The organism is Candidatus Ruminimicrobium bovinum, from assembly GCF_902760015.1.
In the GTDB taxonomy this organism is placed as follows: Bacteria; Elusimicrobiota; Endomicrobiia; order Endomicrobiales; family Endomicrobiaceae; genus Ruminimicrobium; species Ruminimicrobium bovinum.
In genome coordinates this window covers 1-16,819 of the sequence record NZ_CACWEU010000099.1, presented here as the reverse complement: position 1 = coordinate 16,819, position 16,819 = coordinate 1, and the positions used below count along the sequence as shown (strand labels likewise).

14 protein-coding genes are annotated in these 16,819 nt (G+C 31.8%); 5 read left to right on the top strand and 9 right to left on the bottom strand.

Features of this window, described 5'->3' with window-relative positions:
- Nucleotides 1-341 (top strand): DnaJ C-terminal domain-containing protein (locus ACMUOV_RS03720; protein WP_413853774.1); only part of this gene is annotated, 341 nt, incomplete at its 5' end.
- Nucleotides 342-470: 129 nt separating this feature from the next.
- Entirely contained in the window at nucleotides 471-863 is a 393-nt protein-coding gene (locus tag ACMUOV_RS03715) for a NifB/NifX family molybdenum-iron cluster-binding protein (RefSeq protein WP_413853773.1), read from the top strand.
- A 123-nt stretch (nucleotides 864-986) separates the two neighbouring features.
- On the opposite strand, the gene ACMUOV_RS03710 is transcribed toward ACMUOV_RS03715, so the two are convergent.
- Nucleotides 987-2,294 carry a sodium-dependent transporter gene (locus ACMUOV_RS03710; protein WP_413853772.1) on the bottom strand — a complete coding sequence of 436 codons (1,308 nt, stop codon included), beginning with the start codon at nucleotides 2,292-2,294 and terminating at the stop codon, nucleotides 987-989.
- 108 nt (nucleotides 2,295-2,402) lie between these two features.
- Between ACMUOV_RS03710 and ACMUOV_RS03705 the strand changes: the two genes are divergently transcribed.
- Nucleotides 2,403-4,400 carry a hypothetical protein gene (locus ACMUOV_RS03705; protein ID WP_413853771.1) on the top strand — a complete coding sequence of 666 codons (1,998 nt, stop codon included), beginning with the start codon at nucleotides 2,403-2,405 and terminating at the stop codon, nucleotides 4,398-4,400.
- Nucleotides 4,401-5,450 (top strand): response regulator, encoded by a 1,050-nt coding sequence (locus ACMUOV_RS03700; RefSeq protein ID WP_413853770.1) that lies wholly within the window; start codon nucleotides 4,401-4,403, stop codon nucleotides 5,448-5,450. It begins immediately after the preceding gene.
- Nucleotides 5,451-5,458: 8 nt separating this feature from the next.
- Here ACMUOV_RS03700 and ACMUOV_RS03695 read toward each other — a convergent pair whose 3' ends face one another.
- The 6 genes from ACMUOV_RS03695 to tig all read right to left on the bottom strand — a co-directional run bounded on the left by ACMUOV_RS03695 (nucleotide 5,459) and on the right by tig (nucleotide 13,395).
- Nucleotides 5,459-5,935, bottom strand: coding sequence for a phosphatidylglycerophosphatase A (locus ACMUOV_RS03695; RefSeq protein ID WP_413853769.1), 477 nt, complete (start codon nucleotides 5,933-5,935; stop codon nucleotides 5,459-5,461).
- 83 nt (nucleotides 5,936-6,018) lie between these two features.
- Nucleotides 6,019-7,596, bottom strand: a complete 1,578-nt coding sequence (gene serA, locus ACMUOV_RS03690; RefSeq protein ID WP_413853768.1) for a phosphoglycerate dehydrogenase — start codon at nucleotides 7,594-7,596, stop codon at nucleotides 6,019-6,021.
- Nucleotides 7,597-7,616: 20 nt separating this feature from the next.
- Nucleotides 7,617-9,965: an endopeptidase La gene (gene lon / locus ACMUOV_RS03685; protein WP_413853767.1), complete on the bottom strand. Its 2,349-nt coding sequence runs from the start codon at nucleotides 9,963-9,965 to the stop codon at nucleotides 7,617-7,619.
- Nucleotides 9,962-11,221, bottom strand: a complete 1,260-nt coding sequence (clpX, locus tag ACMUOV_RS03680; protein ID WP_413853766.1) for an ATP-dependent Clp protease ATP-binding subunit ClpX — start codon at nucleotides 11,219-11,221, stop codon at nucleotides 9,962-9,964. Before clpX ends, lon begins: the two co-directional genes overlap by 4 nt.
- Before the next feature lie 2 nt (nucleotides 11,222-11,223).
- Nucleotides 11,224-11,832, bottom strand: a complete 609-nt coding sequence (locus ACMUOV_RS03675) for an ATP-dependent Clp protease proteolytic subunit (protein WP_413853765.1) — start codon at nucleotides 11,830-11,832, stop codon at nucleotides 11,224-11,226.
- A 246-nt stretch (nucleotides 11,833-12,078) separates the two neighbouring features.
- The gene (tig, locus tag ACMUOV_RS03670) at nucleotides 12,079-13,395 is read right to left on the bottom strand and encodes a trigger factor (protein ID WP_413853764.1); all 1,317 of its coding nucleotides are present in this window, start codon (nucleotides 13,393-13,395) and stop codon (nucleotides 12,079-12,081) included.
- A 163-nt stretch (nucleotides 13,396-13,558) separates the two neighbouring features.
- Between tig and ACMUOV_RS03665 the strand changes: the two genes are divergently transcribed.
- Nucleotides 13,559-14,299 (top strand): hypothetical protein, encoded by a 741-nt coding sequence (locus tag ACMUOV_RS03665; RefSeq protein WP_413853763.1) that lies wholly within the window; start codon nucleotides 13,559-13,561, stop codon nucleotides 14,297-14,299.
- On the opposite strand, the gene ACMUOV_RS03660 is transcribed toward ACMUOV_RS03665, so the two are convergent.
- Both ACMUOV_RS03660 and ACMUOV_RS03655 read right to left on the bottom strand, forming a co-directional pair.
- Entirely contained in the window at nucleotides 14,285-16,468 is a 2,184-nt protein-coding gene (locus tag ACMUOV_RS03660; RefSeq protein ID WP_413853762.1) for an ATP-dependent helicase, read from the bottom strand. The two genes, ACMUOV_RS03665 and ACMUOV_RS03660, sit on opposite strands and share 15 nt — an antisense overlap.
- Before the next feature lie 11 nt (nucleotides 16,469-16,479).
- On the bottom strand, nucleotides 16,480-16,819 hold a 340-nt coding region (locus tag ACMUOV_RS03655), incomplete at its 5' end, for a HisA/HisF-related TIM barrel protein (protein ID WP_413853761.1).

Below are 16,819 nucleotides of genomic sequence, written 5' to 3'. Positions count from 1 at the left end.
TTACAAGAGACGGAGACGATTTACATACCGAAATAAAACTTACATTTGCTCAAGCCGCACTCGGTTTGGAATATGATGTTCCCGTACTTGAAGGAACGGTTAAAGTAAAAATACCGCAAGGAACACAACCCGGAACAATACTTAGAATAAGGGAACAGGGTTTTCCCGTTTTAGGCAGAAGAATAAAAGGCGATTTGTATGTTAAAATAAATGTAACCGTTCCGAAAAGTTTAAACAGCGACCAAAAGAAAGCATTGTTTGAATTTGCAAAAACTATGGGTGAAGTTCCAAAAGATGCCGTTTTGAAAAACGACAGTTTCTTTAAAAAGTTTTTCAGTTAATTTTTTAACAAGGTCTTTTTTTACTTTTATAAATTAAAAAACGGATAGTGTTAGTTATTAATAAACCTTAAATGATGTATAATATTGGAAGATAAGGAACAACAGATAAATAATATAAAAGGAGTAAAAATGAAAATAGCAGTAACTTATGAAAACGGGGAAATTTTTCAGCATTTCGGACATACGGAAAATTTTAAAGTTTACACTATAGAAAATAAAAAAATAGTTTCTTCGGAAATAATTTCAAGTAATGGAACAGCTCATGAATCTTTAGCCGGAATGTTAAAAAGTTTAGGAATAGTAACTATAATTTGTGGTGGTATAGGTGGCGGTGCAAAAGTTGCTTTGACACAAGAAGGTATAACCGTATATCCGGGAGCAACCGGTAAAGCAGATGAAGCAATAAATGCTTTGTTAGATGGAACTTTAAACTATAATCCCGATGTGCAGTGTTCTCATCATAATCATGAACACAACCATGAACACAATTGTCACGGCGGTGAGAACGGTTGTCATCATTAAGAAAACAAGCTTCCTGCAATCTGCAAAAAAGGCGGCATTTTTTGTAGACAGTATATACAAAAATTTCTTATAAGAATATAGTTTCAAAAATATTTTTAGTGTTATCCGAGTAAATTTTTTTGTTCACTTTAAAAGACCGCAAATCATTAAAATTGTTAATACTAAAGGCACTATATATTTTACCAAAACGGAAAACAGTTTGTATATATATTCGTTTTTAAAAATTAAAACTTTTTTAATTTTAACAAACCACCCGAATATAATGCAGATTATTATTGAGTTTAACGGCATTAATATATTTGATGTTATAAAGTCGAACAAGTCAAAAAAACTTTTTGAAAATATTTTAACATTACTCAAAAAACCAAACGATAAAGAAACCGGTAAAGCAAGTATTGCAATTATAACAAACACCAAGCCGGCTGCTTTTTTCCTTGATAAATGAAAGTTTTCAATATAAGCTGCGGTTTGTACTTCAGCCAAACTTATTGCGGAAGTTAATGCAGCAAAAAGAAGAAGTATAAAAAACAAAATTGCCAAGAAAGAACCATAAGGCATTTGTGCAAATATTTTCGGTAATGTTATAAAAACAAGCCCGGCACCCGAATCGGATTTTAAACCGAAAGAAAATACGGCAGGAAATATCATAATTCCCGCAAGTAAAGCAAATATTGTATCTGCAAATATTATTAAATATGCATTTTTAACAATATTTTCTTTTTCTTTCATATAACTGCCATATACCAACAAACAGCCCGCACCTATACTTAAAGTAAAAAACGATTGCCCGAGTGCGGCAAGTATCATTTCAAAACTTATTTTGGACATATCCGGTTTGAACATAAATTCCAACCCTTTATGTCCGTTAGGTAAAGATATTGAAACTATCGCTAAAACAATCAATATCAATAAAAATGTCGGCATCATTATTTTGTTGCCTAATTCTATACCTTTATTAACTCCTCTATAAACGAAAAACACACATGCAGTTAAAAATACTAAAGTTAATATATAAGGTAAAAAAGGTAATGCTACAAAACTTAAAAAATAATCGGAATGATTTTCAAGTTTATGGTTTATAAAATTTATATAGATATAATGGATTATCCAACCGCCTACAACAAAATAAAAAGATGATATTACCGTAGCGGTTATAACATTTATCCAACCGAAAAATTTAAGTTTAGGATTAACAATCGCATAAGCACCTACATTTTCTTTTTTTGTATATTTGCCGATTGAAAGTTCGCAAATTAAAGGAATAACACAAATTGTTAATATAAAAAACATATATACAAAAAGAAAAACAGCACCACCGTATTCCCCCATTATGTAAGGAAATCTCCAAATATTTCCGAGCCCTACGGCAGAACCTATAGCGGCAAACAAAAATAAAATCTTTGAACTCCATTGTTCCCTGTTGTTTTGCATAATTTTTTCCCTATAAAGTTGATAATTTAACCATAATATTACAATATTATAAATTGCTTTACAATTTTTTGCTTGCAAAAATTCAATTTTATTTCTATTATATTAGAAATGAAAATCAAAAATTTCTTTTTAGAATTTGCAAACGGAATATATGAGAAAAGATTTCATTTTCTTATAGCTTGTTTTGCTATTTTATTAAATTGGGCGGGACATACTTTCCTTTATGAAAACAGCTACAGATTTTTAACTTTTGATATGGTAGGAACATTTGTTGCCGCAATAACGTTAGGAAGTGTTTGGGCAATACTTGTTGCAATAACAACTCCTATAGTTTTATCAAACATTTCATCACCCTATTTTATTTATCTTGCAATTACAAATATTACTGGAGCAATTTTTTGGGGTTGGCTTGCAGAAAGCGGAAAGTTGAAACTTTTTAATTTAAAAACCAAAAGTGATATAAAAAATATATTTTTTATTGCAGTAAAATTTATTTTATTTGCGGGAATAGCAGTAGGGTTGTTACTGGCTTTGCCTTCTTCCATTATCAAAAATGTTATTTTTCAGGATGCTGTTTTTAAACAACCGTATTCAATTTATTTTACCGAACTTTTCAGGAGTATTTTTAATATAAGCAACAATGAAACTTACGGTTTAATTATAAATTATGTCGCAGAAACGTTTATTGAAATTCCGAATATGTTAATAACCGTTCTTATAGGCAGTATTATATCATTAACTATTTTAAAATATAATACTTTAATGTTAACCGAAAATTACGAAAAAATTTTAATAAAAAAAAATATAAGTTGGTTTAAAATTTTTGTTTCTTCCGTAAGCAAAACAGAATTTATATTATTTTTAATATTAGGTTACATATATATATATACCGTTAAATTCATATCCAATACAAATTTAACAAGAATTGTTGAACAATCCCCTACCGACAGTATTCAAAACTTTATATTTACGGAAATGATTACAATTCCGTTAATAATTATAATAATTATTCTGTTTTTTAAATTAATTATTCCTTTTAAAGAAAACGAAACTATTCAAAACATATCATACCTCAGAAAAAATTTTTTATACGGAAAAGGTTTTGAAACAGACATTTTAAATTTCATATATATACTGTTTGCAATTTCCGTTGCGGTTTTTCTGTTTTATTTATGGACAATAATTCATTTAACCGGAATTACACCCATAAAATATTATCAAATGACTTCCGATATTCCGGCCAACATAAATAATTTCTTATGGCTTATAATACTTATTGTTGCTTTTATTTTAATTGATAAACATAATAATAATTTAACATATAACATATCCCTCGAAAACGAATTGATAAAAAAACAAACCGTGCAGGATTTGCATACTTCTTTTGATAAACAAATACAAAAATTACAAATATTGGAACTGAATTGGAGCCGTGATACAATAGAACTTTTAAGAAGCAGCAGGCATGACCTTGTAAATCAGTTGGAAAAAACAAAAACAGGTTTTAACGATATATTATCGGAAGTATACGAAAAAGTTATAACACCGTATAAAGATGATATTTTGGAAAACCAGAAAAAGACAAGGCAACATATTGAAGATTTAACCGCAGGCAGACTTAGAAAAATTTTTATTTCCGAAATAAAAGAAAGCTTGTCCGAATTAATAAACAATTATAACGAAAAATTAAAACCTTACATACAAATAGAATTAAAAGAAAAAATAACGGGCGCTAATTCCTATTGTTATGCAAACAGATTATTGTTTATAGCAATAAATAATGTTATTGACAATTCCGTTTTTGCCTTGCAAAAATTATTGCTAAACGACGGTTTTATTGCGCAAATTTCCATAAATTTAGAAATAACAAATAATTTCTTACATATAAAAATAACGGATAATGCGGGAGGCGTTGACGAATTGACACTGCCGAAAATATATAAAGAACAAATTACAAGTTCAAAAGGAAACCGGCTCGGAGAAGGGACAATTCATGCCGCCTATTTTGTAAAAATTTTAAACGGTAAAATAACAGCAGAAAATATTAACAACGGTAGTTTTAAAGGTTTACAAACCGATATTATTTTACCGGTTAGGGAGGGATAAATGGCAACCGAACACAAAAAACTTATAGCAATAACCGATGATGACGGTAATATAAGGGCTTCTTTGGAAAGAACTCTTTTAAAGCATTTTGATAATATTGAAATAAAACAGTTTGCAACAACAATAGAATTAAAAAAATTCATTTTAAATAATCCTAATATTATAGATGTTTTAATTTTGGATATTCATTTCGGCATAGGTGAAACGGGTATAGATATATTGCCTTTTATAAAATCAACTTCACAAATGACACAAATAATTTTACTTACCGCAATGGAAAGAGCTTACGGACAATCTGTAACAGAATCAGCAGGAGATATGATTTTTGATTTTATGTCAAAACCGGTTACCGAAACAGAGCTTATTATAAAAATAAAAAAGGCATTGGCTCATAATGATACATTTGCGGATAAATTTAAAGATTTGGAAAATAAAAACACGGTGCTTACTTCAATTTTGGATAATGCAAATTTACAAAATGCCGCAGGCAGAGCTTTTGAAAAAGAAGTAGGTGAAAAAATAAAAGGTATGTCAAGAATATTTATGCAAGGTGAATTTGCACCTAAAAACAATATAATTATTAACGGGCAGGAAATAGATACCATTGCATTTACCGCAGCACCGTTACCGTTTTCTGTTTTACTTTTTGAAGCCAAATATTTTCCTAATGCAAAACTTAGCGGAAGTGTAAACGAAGCAACAAAAGTTATTTCAAACGGAACGGAAATCACGTCGGAAAAAAGAAGAAATTTATTTGAACAATCGGACAATCAATTTAAACAGGTAAGTAAAAGAATAGAAAAAATTTTAAGAGATAATAATTTTAATAACAGAGATGAAAAGTTAAGACCTTTTATTCAAACATTTGTTGTATTTACCGATTCAAGCGATATATCTCAACTAAATACTGCAAATGCAAATAAATATATTAAATTATTAAAATTACAAAACCTTACACAAGACTTTATTATAAAAACCGTTTTTTCTTTACCGAAAAGAACTGTTCCGGAAAATGTAAAAAATATAATTCTTAATAATTTAACCAAATAGTATTGAAATTATAAAAAAATAATAACAATCAAACCGGTAATAATTGCCGAATAAAATCCGGCAACAACATCATCCAAAATTACACCGTTTGCATTTAGAATATTTTTATCTATATACCCTACAGGAAAAGGTTTTTTAACATCAAACAATCTGAAAAATAAAAAACCTGCAAGATATATCCATAAATTATCAATATTATTTTTTAAATAATTTGCAACAAATAAAAAAGATACGGATTGCCCGACAAATTCATCTATAACCACAAAACCGGGGTCATGTTTTGTCCGTTTTAAAACTTCATGTATTGATATTAAAGCAACTATATATCCGCAAATTATTAAAACTAAAAGTCCTTTTAGTCCGAAATAAAAACAAACTAAAAATATAAAGGGAATGCTTATAAAAGAACCGGCTGTTCCCGGTGCTTTCGGGAAATAGCCGGTTCCGAAAAGAGTTGCCGCTAATAAAGCTGCTTTTTGTTTCATATTTTTATAAAGTTACAAAGTTACGGGACTATCAGTAAAAAAACGACAAAACAACTTATAATCCGATAAACTTATAAACAAATTTATAAAATTACCGTTTTAACTTTTGTTACACCTTCAACTTTTGCAATTTTTGATATTACATCGGCTGAAACTTCGCCGTCTATTTCCAAAACGGTTACGGCTTGTTTACCTGTTTCTTTTCTGCCGACAGTCATACCTGCAATATTTATTGAAGCGGAACCTATTATTGTTCCCAATGTTCCTATAACACCCGGTTTATCGGTATTGTTAATAAATATTTTATGTCCTTCCGGTTTTACATCAACATTTAAACCGTTTATTGAAACTATTCTCTGTTGTTTATCAAATAAAGTTCCCGCTATTGAATATTCGCCTTTATCGGTTTTAACTTTTGCAAGTATCAAGTTGTTAAAATCTTTAACATCTTTTACTATAACTTCTTTTATATTTATACCTCTTTCTTTTGCAACCGTTATTGCATTAACCGAATTAATATTCAAATCCAAAATTTGCCCCAACAAACCTTTTATATAAGCAACCGTTAAAGGATTTGTTTTAAATTCAGAAACCGTTCCGCAATAATTCAATTCAATTTCGGAAATTCCGCCTTCAACAATTTGTCCCTGGAACGAACCGATTTTATCGGCAAGTTCAATGTATGGCATCATTTGTTTTTGTGTATCCCAATCTACCGTTGCAACATTTACGGCATTTCTTATCAAACCTTTCGTAAAGAAATCTATAACAACACCCGCCATTTCTATTGCAATTTTAACCTGGGCTTCTTCGGTTGAAGCTGCCAGATGAGGAGTTGTTATAATATTCGGTGTTGTTTGAATTGACCAGTCAACGGGAGGTTCTTTTACAAAAACATCAAGTGCCGCATTTGCAACTTTACCCGACTTAACGGCTTCGATTAAATCGGCATCGTTGATTATTGCACCCCTTGCACAATTGATAATTCTGACACCGTCTTTCATTTTTGCAATATTAGCTTTATTTATCATTCCCCTTGTATCATCGGTTAAAGGTGAATGTATAGATAAATAATCCGCCTGTTTAAATACTTCGTCAAGTGTTGTTAATTCTATTCCGTTATTTTTTGCAACTTCGGCACTTGCAAACGGATCATAAGCTACAACTTTCATACCGAAAGACAATAACCTTTTTGCAACTTCATTACCTATTCTGCCAAGCCCGATAAGCCCGAGTGTTTTACCGAATATTTCGTTACCCATAAATTTTTTCTTTTCCCATTTTTGTGCCTGCATCGAGGTAACGGCAGCGGGAATATTTCTTGCCATTGAAAGAATAAGCCCTATTGTATGTTCGGCAACCGATATTGTATTTCCGCCGGGAACATTTGAAACAACTATACCTTTTTGTGTGGCTGCTTTTTTATCTACATTATCAACACCTGTTCCGGCTCTTCCGATAAATTTTAGTTTTTGTGCGGCTTCTATAATCTCAGCGGTAACTTTAACCTCGGAACGAATTATAAGCCCGTCGTAATCTTTTATAATTTCTTTAAATTTTTCCGGTGAAGGTTTTGCATGAACCTCTACTTTAAAATCAGGGTGATTTAATAATTGATCCAACCCTTCCTGGCTGTCATAAGTCATCAAAATTTTGTACATTTTTGCACCTCTCATATTTTTTACTTACTTTTTTTATTTTCAAAAGCATATTTTATAACTTCGTCCATATGTTTAACGGGAATCATTTTTATTTTTTTCTTTACATTTTCGGGAATATCAACTAAATCTTTTTTATTTCCCTCCGGGAATAAAACCATATCTATTCCTTCCCTGTAAGCAGCCAAAACTTTTTCTTTAAGCCCGCCTATGGTTAATGCCCTTCCTCTCAATGTAATTTCACCCGTCATGGCAAGTTTTTTTCTAACCGGTTTATTCATACATACCGAAGCCAAAGCCGTTGCCATTGCAAGCCCGGCACTGGGACCGTCTTTCGGAACGGCACCTTCGGGAACATGCACATGAAAATCCGTATTTTTAAACATTTTTTCATCTATCTTTAATTTTTTTGCCGACGATTTTACATAAGTAAACGCGGCTTGAACAGACTCCTTCATAACATTACCCAGCTGTCCGGTAAGGTTTAACATTCCTTTACCTTTCATTTTGTTTACTTCTATTGTTAATGTTTCGCCGCCGACTTCCGTCCATGCAAGCCCTGTTACAACCCCCACATCGTTTTCGGAAATTTTTTCCCTTTCATAATGGGCAACACCTAAATATTTTTCTACTTTTTGTCCCGCTATTTTAACCGTTTTTAAATTATTTTTTAATGACAGTTCCGTAGCGGCTTTCCTGCAAAGGTTTGCTATCTCCCTGTTTAAGTTTCGGACGCCTGCTTCCCTTGTATAACTTGCAATTATCGTTTTAACCGCTTCATCGTCTATAGTTAATTCTTCATCTTTTAAACCGTGATCTTTTTTCTGTTTCGGAATTAAAAATTTTTTTGCTATAGATAATTTTTCTTCATCGGTATATCCGGAAAACCTTATAACTTCCAACCTGTCAAGCAAAGTTACCGGAATATTGTTTAACGTATTTGCCGTTGTAATAAACATTACATTTGATAAATCGTAATCAACATCCAAATAATGGTCACCGAAAGCATAATTTTGTTCCGGGTCAAGCACTTCAAGAAGTGCTGCCGACGGATCGCCCCGCCAATCACTGCCCATTTTATCTATTTCGTCAAGAATAAAAACAGGGTTACCCGAACCTGCCTTTTTCATGGATTGTATAATTTTACCGGGCATTGAACCTATATAAGTTCTTCTGTGTCCTCTTATTTCGGCTTCATCCCTAACACCGCCCATGGAAATTCTGACAAAATTTCTGCCTAAACTTCTTGCAACCGATTTTGCTATTGAAGTTTTACCTACACCCGGTGGACCTATAAAACAAAGTATCGGCCCTTTTATTTTATTAACTCTTGATAAAACCGCCAAATATTCTATAACTCTTTCTTTTACTTTATCCAAACCGTAATGATCCTGGTCTAAAATTTCTTTTGCTCTTTTCAAATCAAGATTATCTTTCGTCATCTTTTGCCAAGGTAAATCCAAAAGCCATTCTATATATGTTCTTATAACACTTGACTCGGGAGATGTTGCCATCATTTTTTCCATTCTGTCAAGTTCTTTTTCGGCAACTTTTCTTGCCTGCTCGGACATTGAACTTTCTTTAACTTTTTTTCTTAATTCGTCAATTTCTTTACTGTTGTCATCTTTTTGTTTAAGTTCTTTTTGAATCGCCTTCATTTGCTCGTTCAAATAATATTCTTTTTGATTTTTTTCTATTTGGCTGTGAACTCTGTTTTGTATTCTTCTTTCAATATTTAAAATTTCAATTTCGGAATTTAAAATTTGTCCTATTTTATCCAACCTTTCCAACGGAGAAACAGTTTCCAATATTGATTGTTTTTCGTTTTGTTTTATTGAAACATGCGAAGCAATGGTATCCGCAAGTTTTGAAGGTTCATGAATATTTGAAATGGAAATTGAAATTTCCATAGGCATTCTGGGGTTAAGTTTTACATATTGTTCAAATAAAGATATTGTACTTCTCATCGCCGCTTCAACTTCAGGTGTTTTATCAACGGCATCGTTAAATATGTTTATCCCCACCTCAACATACCCTTTATCACTTAACCTGAAGTCCGTCCACTCGGCCCTTGTTATACTTTCAACCAAAACTTTTAATGTTCCGTCGGGCATTTTAAGCATTTGTAAAACTTCACAAACCGTTCCTATTTGATAAATATCATTAGGCGACGGATCTTCTATTTGTAAATTTTTTTGTGTAACAATAAAAATATATCTGCCCGATGTCATTGCTTCTTCCAATGCTCTTACTGATTTATCCCTTCCAACAGCCAAAGGAAGTACCATCGCGGGAAATAAAACAACATCCCTGACAGGAAGCATAGGCAACGATTTCGGTATTTCTTTAAAATTTTTATCTATATCACTCATGCTATCTCCTTGTTTTTATAAACAATTTTCGGCTGAGTTTTTTTCCTAACCGTATCCAAATCGACAATACATTTTTGAACTTTATCATCTTTAAACTTGGAATACATCGTTTCCAACAATATACTTTCAAGCATTGACCTTAAGCCCCTTGCACCGGATTTTCTTTCTATTGCAAGTTTGGCAATTTCTTTTAAGGCATCATCTTCAAAAATAAGTTCTATATTTTCATTTGCAAAAATTTTTATATATTGTTTAACCAAAGAATTTTTGGGTTCTTTTAATATACGGACAAAATCATCAACGGTTAAATGTTCCAATGTTGATACTACCGGCAGTCTTCCCACAAGTTCCGGAATAAGCCCGAATTTTATTAAATCCTGTGTTTGAATATCGCGTAAAATTTTATCTTTATCCTGCAATCTTTTTTCCTTATTACCGCTGTTATCATTTAAAAAGCCGACAATTTTTTTGTTGGTTCTTCTTTCAATAATCTTTTCTATACCGTCAAAAGCACCGCCGCAAATAAATAAAATATTTGTTGTATCAAGTGCAATAAATTCCTGTTGGGGATGTTTTCTGCCGCCCTGCGGCGGAACATTTGCTACGGTTCCTTCAATAATTTTAAGCAATGCCTGTTGAACACCTTCACCGGAAACATCTCTTGTTATCGAAGTGTTTTCGGACTTTCTTGCTATTTTATCTATTTCATCTATATAAATTATCCCCATCTGTGCTTTTTTAACGTTGAAATTTGCATTCTGCAAAAGCCGTAACAAAATATTTTCAACATCTTCACCTACATAACCCGCTTCAGTTAAAGTTGTTGCATCCGAAATTGCAAAAGGAACATCAAGCATTTTTGCCAATGTTTGTGCAAGTAAAGTTTTACCCGTTCCGGTAGGACCTACAAGCAAAATATTTGACTTTTGAAGTTCAACATCATTATCGGAAGAAGCCATATTTAAAATTCTTTTGTAATGATTATACACCGCAACCGATAAAATTTTTTTTGCCTGTTCCTGACCTATAACATATTTATCCAAAAACTTTTTTATTTCTCTCGGATTCGGAACTTCTTTAAAACTTTCGGTAACTTCTTTCTGCTCTATGCTATTTAAAACTTTATTTGCTCTTTTTATACAATCGGAACAAATTAACACTTTACCGTTACCGATAAATTTACCGTTTTTTGTTTGTTCACTTCCGCAAAAGGAACACTTCGGCTTATTGATATTATTATTAATGTTATTATCCATTTTTATTTTTTCCTCGGTACTATTACTTCATCAATAATACCGTATTCTTTTGCTTCCTGCGCAGACATATAATAATTTCTTTCGGTATCTGCCATTACTTTTTCTTTGCTTTGTCCGGTATGATATGCAATTATTTCAGACAATTTTTCTTTTGTTATTAACAATTCTTTTGCTTCAATACCGATATCGGTAACTTGCCCGGAAAGACCTCCGCCGTATATCAACGGCTGATGTATCATTATCCTTGAATTTTGAAGGGCATACCTTTTACCTTTACTGCCTGCAGCAAGTAAAACGGCACCAAACGACATTGCCATTCCCATACATATAGCAGTTATCGGACTTTTTATATACTGCATTGTATCATATACGGCAAGCCCCGCGGTAACCATACCGCCGGGACAATTTATATATAAATTTATATCTTTTGTATTATCTTCGGCATCCAAATATAAAAGTTGTGCTATTAAAGAATTTGCAGAATCGGTTGTAATTGCACTTTCATGCCCGCCAACAAAAATAACTCTGTCTTTTAAAAGTCTTGAATATATATCGTAACCTACGGATGTATTTCCGCTTTTATCTATAACCGTCGGTATAAAATTTGGCATTTAACCCCCCTTAAAATTTGCTGTGCAAATTTTGATGTATGGATGTATGGAAGTATGGACTAAAATCACTTCGTGATTTTGAGGAATGGCTGTTTGGATGTATAGATGTATGGAAACTACAAATTGTGTCGTTATATCTCTATACTTCTATACATCTTTACCTCAATTTTGCTTCGCAAAATTTTCTATCCCTCTACTCTATACTTCTATTCCCCTATACATCAAATAAAAATTGCTTTGCAATTTTTATTTTACCGGCATTTCTTTTTCGGTTTCGGTAATTTTGGCATTATCGGTTAAAAATTTAAACAATTTATCTTCTTTTAAAGTTGCGCCGATATCTTCTTTATGTGCATTAAAATACTTTTCAACATCATCTTGTCTTGAAGGATTTGCTTTTAACATTTTTTGCTTTTCTTCTTTCAAATCTTCATTTGAAACAGTCATTTTTTCCAAAGCATAAATTGAATTTAAAATATAAGACAACCGAACATTTTTATCTGCTTCGTCGGCATATTTATCTTTTGATGCTTCTGTTTGCTTATCTATGAAATCCTGCGGAGCACCTTGTCTTTTCATGTAATCTGCCATTCTGTCGGTTAAAACTTTTTGTTGCTGTAAAACAAGCGTTTTGGGAACCTCAAATTTATTTTTTTCCAATAAATGTTCTATTATCTGTTTTTCAACTTCATTATTTTGTCTTCTTATTTCTTCCTGTTCCAACATTTCTTTCATTTTTTTCTTCAAATCTTCCAAATTCTCAAGTCCCATATCTTTTGCAAAATCGTCGTTAAGTTCCGGTAATTGCTTTTCTTTAACTTCAACTATTTTTGTTTTAAATAAAACTTTTTTACCCTGCAACATTTTTTGAGGATAATCTTTAGGATATTCTATTTCAATATCTTTCTGTTCACCTTTTTTTGCACCGATTAAACCTTCTTTAAAACCTTTCAAAGTGTTTTCTGCACCCAAATCAAGTAAATATTCTTTTGCTTTTATTTCTTTTACCTCAACACCGTCGCAAAAACCGTCATAATCAACCAATACAAAACTGTCTTTTTTAACGGTTTCGTCTTTTGAAACAACAAGTTTTGCATTTCTGTCAAGCATAACTTTTATATTTGCATCAATATTTTTATCGGTAACTTTAAATTTTTCTTTTTTTACTTCTATACCTTTATAATCTTTTGCTTTAATATCGGGATGACATTCTGCCTCAAAAACGTACTTAAACGGTTTATCTTCATTTTCAAAATTTATATCACTTACTTTAGGCATATCTATAGGAGCAAAATTTTCTTTTTCCAATGCACTAAAAGCCGTATTTTTTATTAAATTTTCAATGAGTTTTTCTTTTGCAACGGCATCATATTCTTTTTTTACCATATCCATAGGCACTTTACCGGCTCTAAAACCCGGTAACTTTGCCGAAGATTTAATTGCATTAAAAACTGCTTCCAATTCTTTTTTTACATCCGCAACAGGTATTTCAACTTCCGCTTTTAAAAAACACGGTTTTTTTTCCAATACTTTTGATTGAAATTCACATTTTTGAACACTCATAATAACCTCTTTTATAGTATTTATATATTTAATATATAGAATATATATTTTACTATTATCTTCGGTTTTTTGTCAATAAAAAGGAGTATTTTATACAGTACTCAAATTTATTTATTGAATAATTTTATAATTTTTATAAAAATAATATATAATCATAATCATAATGAATAAAAAATTTTTGTTATTTTTTATTTTTATATTTTTTGTTTCTTGCGGTTTAAAACAAATAAAAACTCCGGAAAACTTTGTATATATACCCATACAAACAAAAAACTACACGATAGCAAGTTGGCAAAAAATCACCGATAAACATAAACCGATAAAAATATATGTTGAAGGCGACGGTAATGCTTATACGGCAAAAGGTTATCCGACAAATGACCCTACACCTAAAAACAGTGTGCTACAAAAAATAGCATTTGAAGATGATTATGAAAACATTATGTATTTGGCAAGACCGTGCCAATTTATAAAAGATAAAAATTGTAATCAAACGGATTGGACTACAGGCAGGTTTTCACAAAAAACAGTTGACAATATGTTTGAAGCAATTAAAAAAATATCCGGCAATAATGAAATAATTTTAATAGGTTATTCCGGCGGGGCTTTACTTACCGGCTTGATAATAAATCAATATAAAAACAACTTGAATGTAACAGAATGGATAACAATTGCAGGGCTTTTAAACCATAAAGATTGGACAACATATTGTGATTTGATACCGTTAAAAGATTCTTTGGATTTGGAAGAAATACCGAATATAAAACAGAAACATTTTTTATGTAAAAAAGATAAAGTTATCCCCAATGAACTTACATTGAGAAGAGTTGACAAAAAAGATTGCGTGTTTATAGATACAACACACGATTTAAAAAATGCAGAGAGCTTTTTAAACAATTTTTAGGTTGGCATATTTTGCAAGCAGTTTTTTCCATTGACCGCCGTTAAACAAAACTATAAGTTTTAAATCGTCACCCGAACCTGATTTTTCTATAATTTTACCGTTACCGAAAGTAGGATGTGATACCATTGTTCCTATTTGGTAAGGACTGTTGTCCGTTTGTTTAGGAACATCCATCGTATCTTCAAAAGAAACTTCAACATCTTTATTGAAATTAAATTCATTTCTTGTTTTTACTATTCTGTTTGCCGCAAAGTTTGATAAGTGTTCGGTAAATCCCGCTTCAAAAAGAAACCTTGACGGCATATTCCATTTTGTTTTACCGAATATAGTTCTTTCGCTTGCCCAACTTAAATATAAATTTTCTTTGGCTCTTGTCATACCTACATACATAAGCCGTCTTTCTTCTTCCAATTCGTTTTTATCTTTTTCATATTCTCCGAAAGGAAATAACCCTTCTTCAAGCCCGACTATAAAAACATTTTTAAATTCCAAACCTTTTGCCAAATGAAGTGTCATAAGCGTAACTTTATCGGAACTATCCTCCCAAGTATCGATATCGCTTACAAGTGCAATTTGCGCCAAATAACCTGCCAATGTTTTATCGGGTGAACGGTCTTCAAAATCCTGCACGGCGGAAACAAGTTCTTTTATATTTTCTATTTTACTTTTTGCCTCCGGAGTATCGGCGGCTTCAAGTTCCTTTAAATAACCGATATCATTGATAAGTGTTTCAACTATATATTTAACTGTATGGGTTTGTTTTATATCAATAAAATTTTGAATTGTATTTCTGAAATTATTTAAACCCGCAAGAGAAGCACGCGAAACAACAGTTGTATCCGCATATTTTATTGCTTCAAAAAGAGATATGCTCTTTTCTTTGGCAAAACTTTCCAATTTTTCAATTGATGTTTTACCGATTCCTCTTTTCGGGACATTAACTATTCTTTTAAAACTTATGTTATCGTTCGGATTATGTATAAGTTTTAAATATGCCATAATATCTTTAATTTCAGCCCTGTCATAAAATTTTAAAGAACCGACTATTGCATAAGCAACACCGTTCCTTCTTAAAGCATCTTCCAATGCTCTTGACTGAGCATTTGTTCTGTAAAAAATTGCAAAATCCGACAATTTATAATTTGCATTATTTGCTTTGTTTATTAAAATCATATCGACGGTTCTGTGTGCCTCATCGTTTTCGTTCATATTTTGAAAAACATTTATAACACCGTTATCCTCGTTTTCCGTCCACAATTGTTTTGCAACTCTGCCTTCGTTATTTTGAACTACATTCCAAGCTCTTTTTAAAATTTTCGGCGTCGACCTGTAATTTTGTTCCAACTTAACATTTGCACACTGCGGATAATCTTTTTCAAAAGATAAAATATTATTTATATCGGCACCCCGCCAGGAATAAATACTTTGGTCATCATCACCTACAACACATAAATTTTTATACTTATCGGTTAACAATTTTGTAAGCACATATTGTGCATGGTTTGTATCCTGATATTCGTCAACCATTACATATTTAAATTTTTCCTGATATTTTTTTAATATTTCGGGGTTATTTTGCAAACCGAAAACGGTTTGCATTATCAAATCACCGAAATCAAGTGCACCGTAATTACTTAATTTTTCCTGATATAATTTATATACTGCCGCTACGGTTTGTTGAAAAATATTGGCATCTGCCAAAACATCGTCTGGCATTTTTAAGTCATCTTTTGCACGGCTTATTTTATTTACAAAATATGCAGGTTTAAATTTTTTATCATCGATATTAAGTTCTTTTATACATTCTTTTATAACATTTATCTGTTCGGAAACATCATAAATTAAAAAATTGGGATTTATACCGAAATTTTTTGCTTCAATCGTCAACAAATATGTACAGAAAGAATGAAATGTGGATATTCTGACAAATTGACCTTTTTCGGGAACAAGATATTCCACTCTTTTTTTCATTTCGTTAGCGGCTTTATTTGTAAAAGTAACCGCTAAAATATTATTCGGTGAAATTCCCTGTTCTATAAGGTATGCAATTCTGTATGTTATAACTCTTGTTTTACCCGTTCCGGCACCGGCAAAAATAATCAACGGACCTTCCGTTTGCAAAACCGCCTGTTTTTGAGCGGGATTTAAGCTGTCCAATGATATTGTCATATATATTTTTATTATCTGACGATAATATTATTTAACCTCATATAATTTTTTAAATCCGCAATTTCCAATTGTTTAAAATGAAATAAAGATGCGGCAAGCACGGCAGATGCACCAACTTTGCAAACATCAACGAAATGTTCTTTTTTACCGGCACCGCCGGAAGCAATTACCGGGACATCAACCGCTTTTGCAACCGCTTCGGTAAGGGCTAAATCATAACCGTCTTTTGTTCCGTCTTTATCCATACTTGTCAAAAGAATTTCGCCGGCACCTAAAGAGACTACCTTTTTTGCCCACTCTACAACATCAAGACCGGTATCTATTCTGCCGCCGTTTACATAGACATTCCAT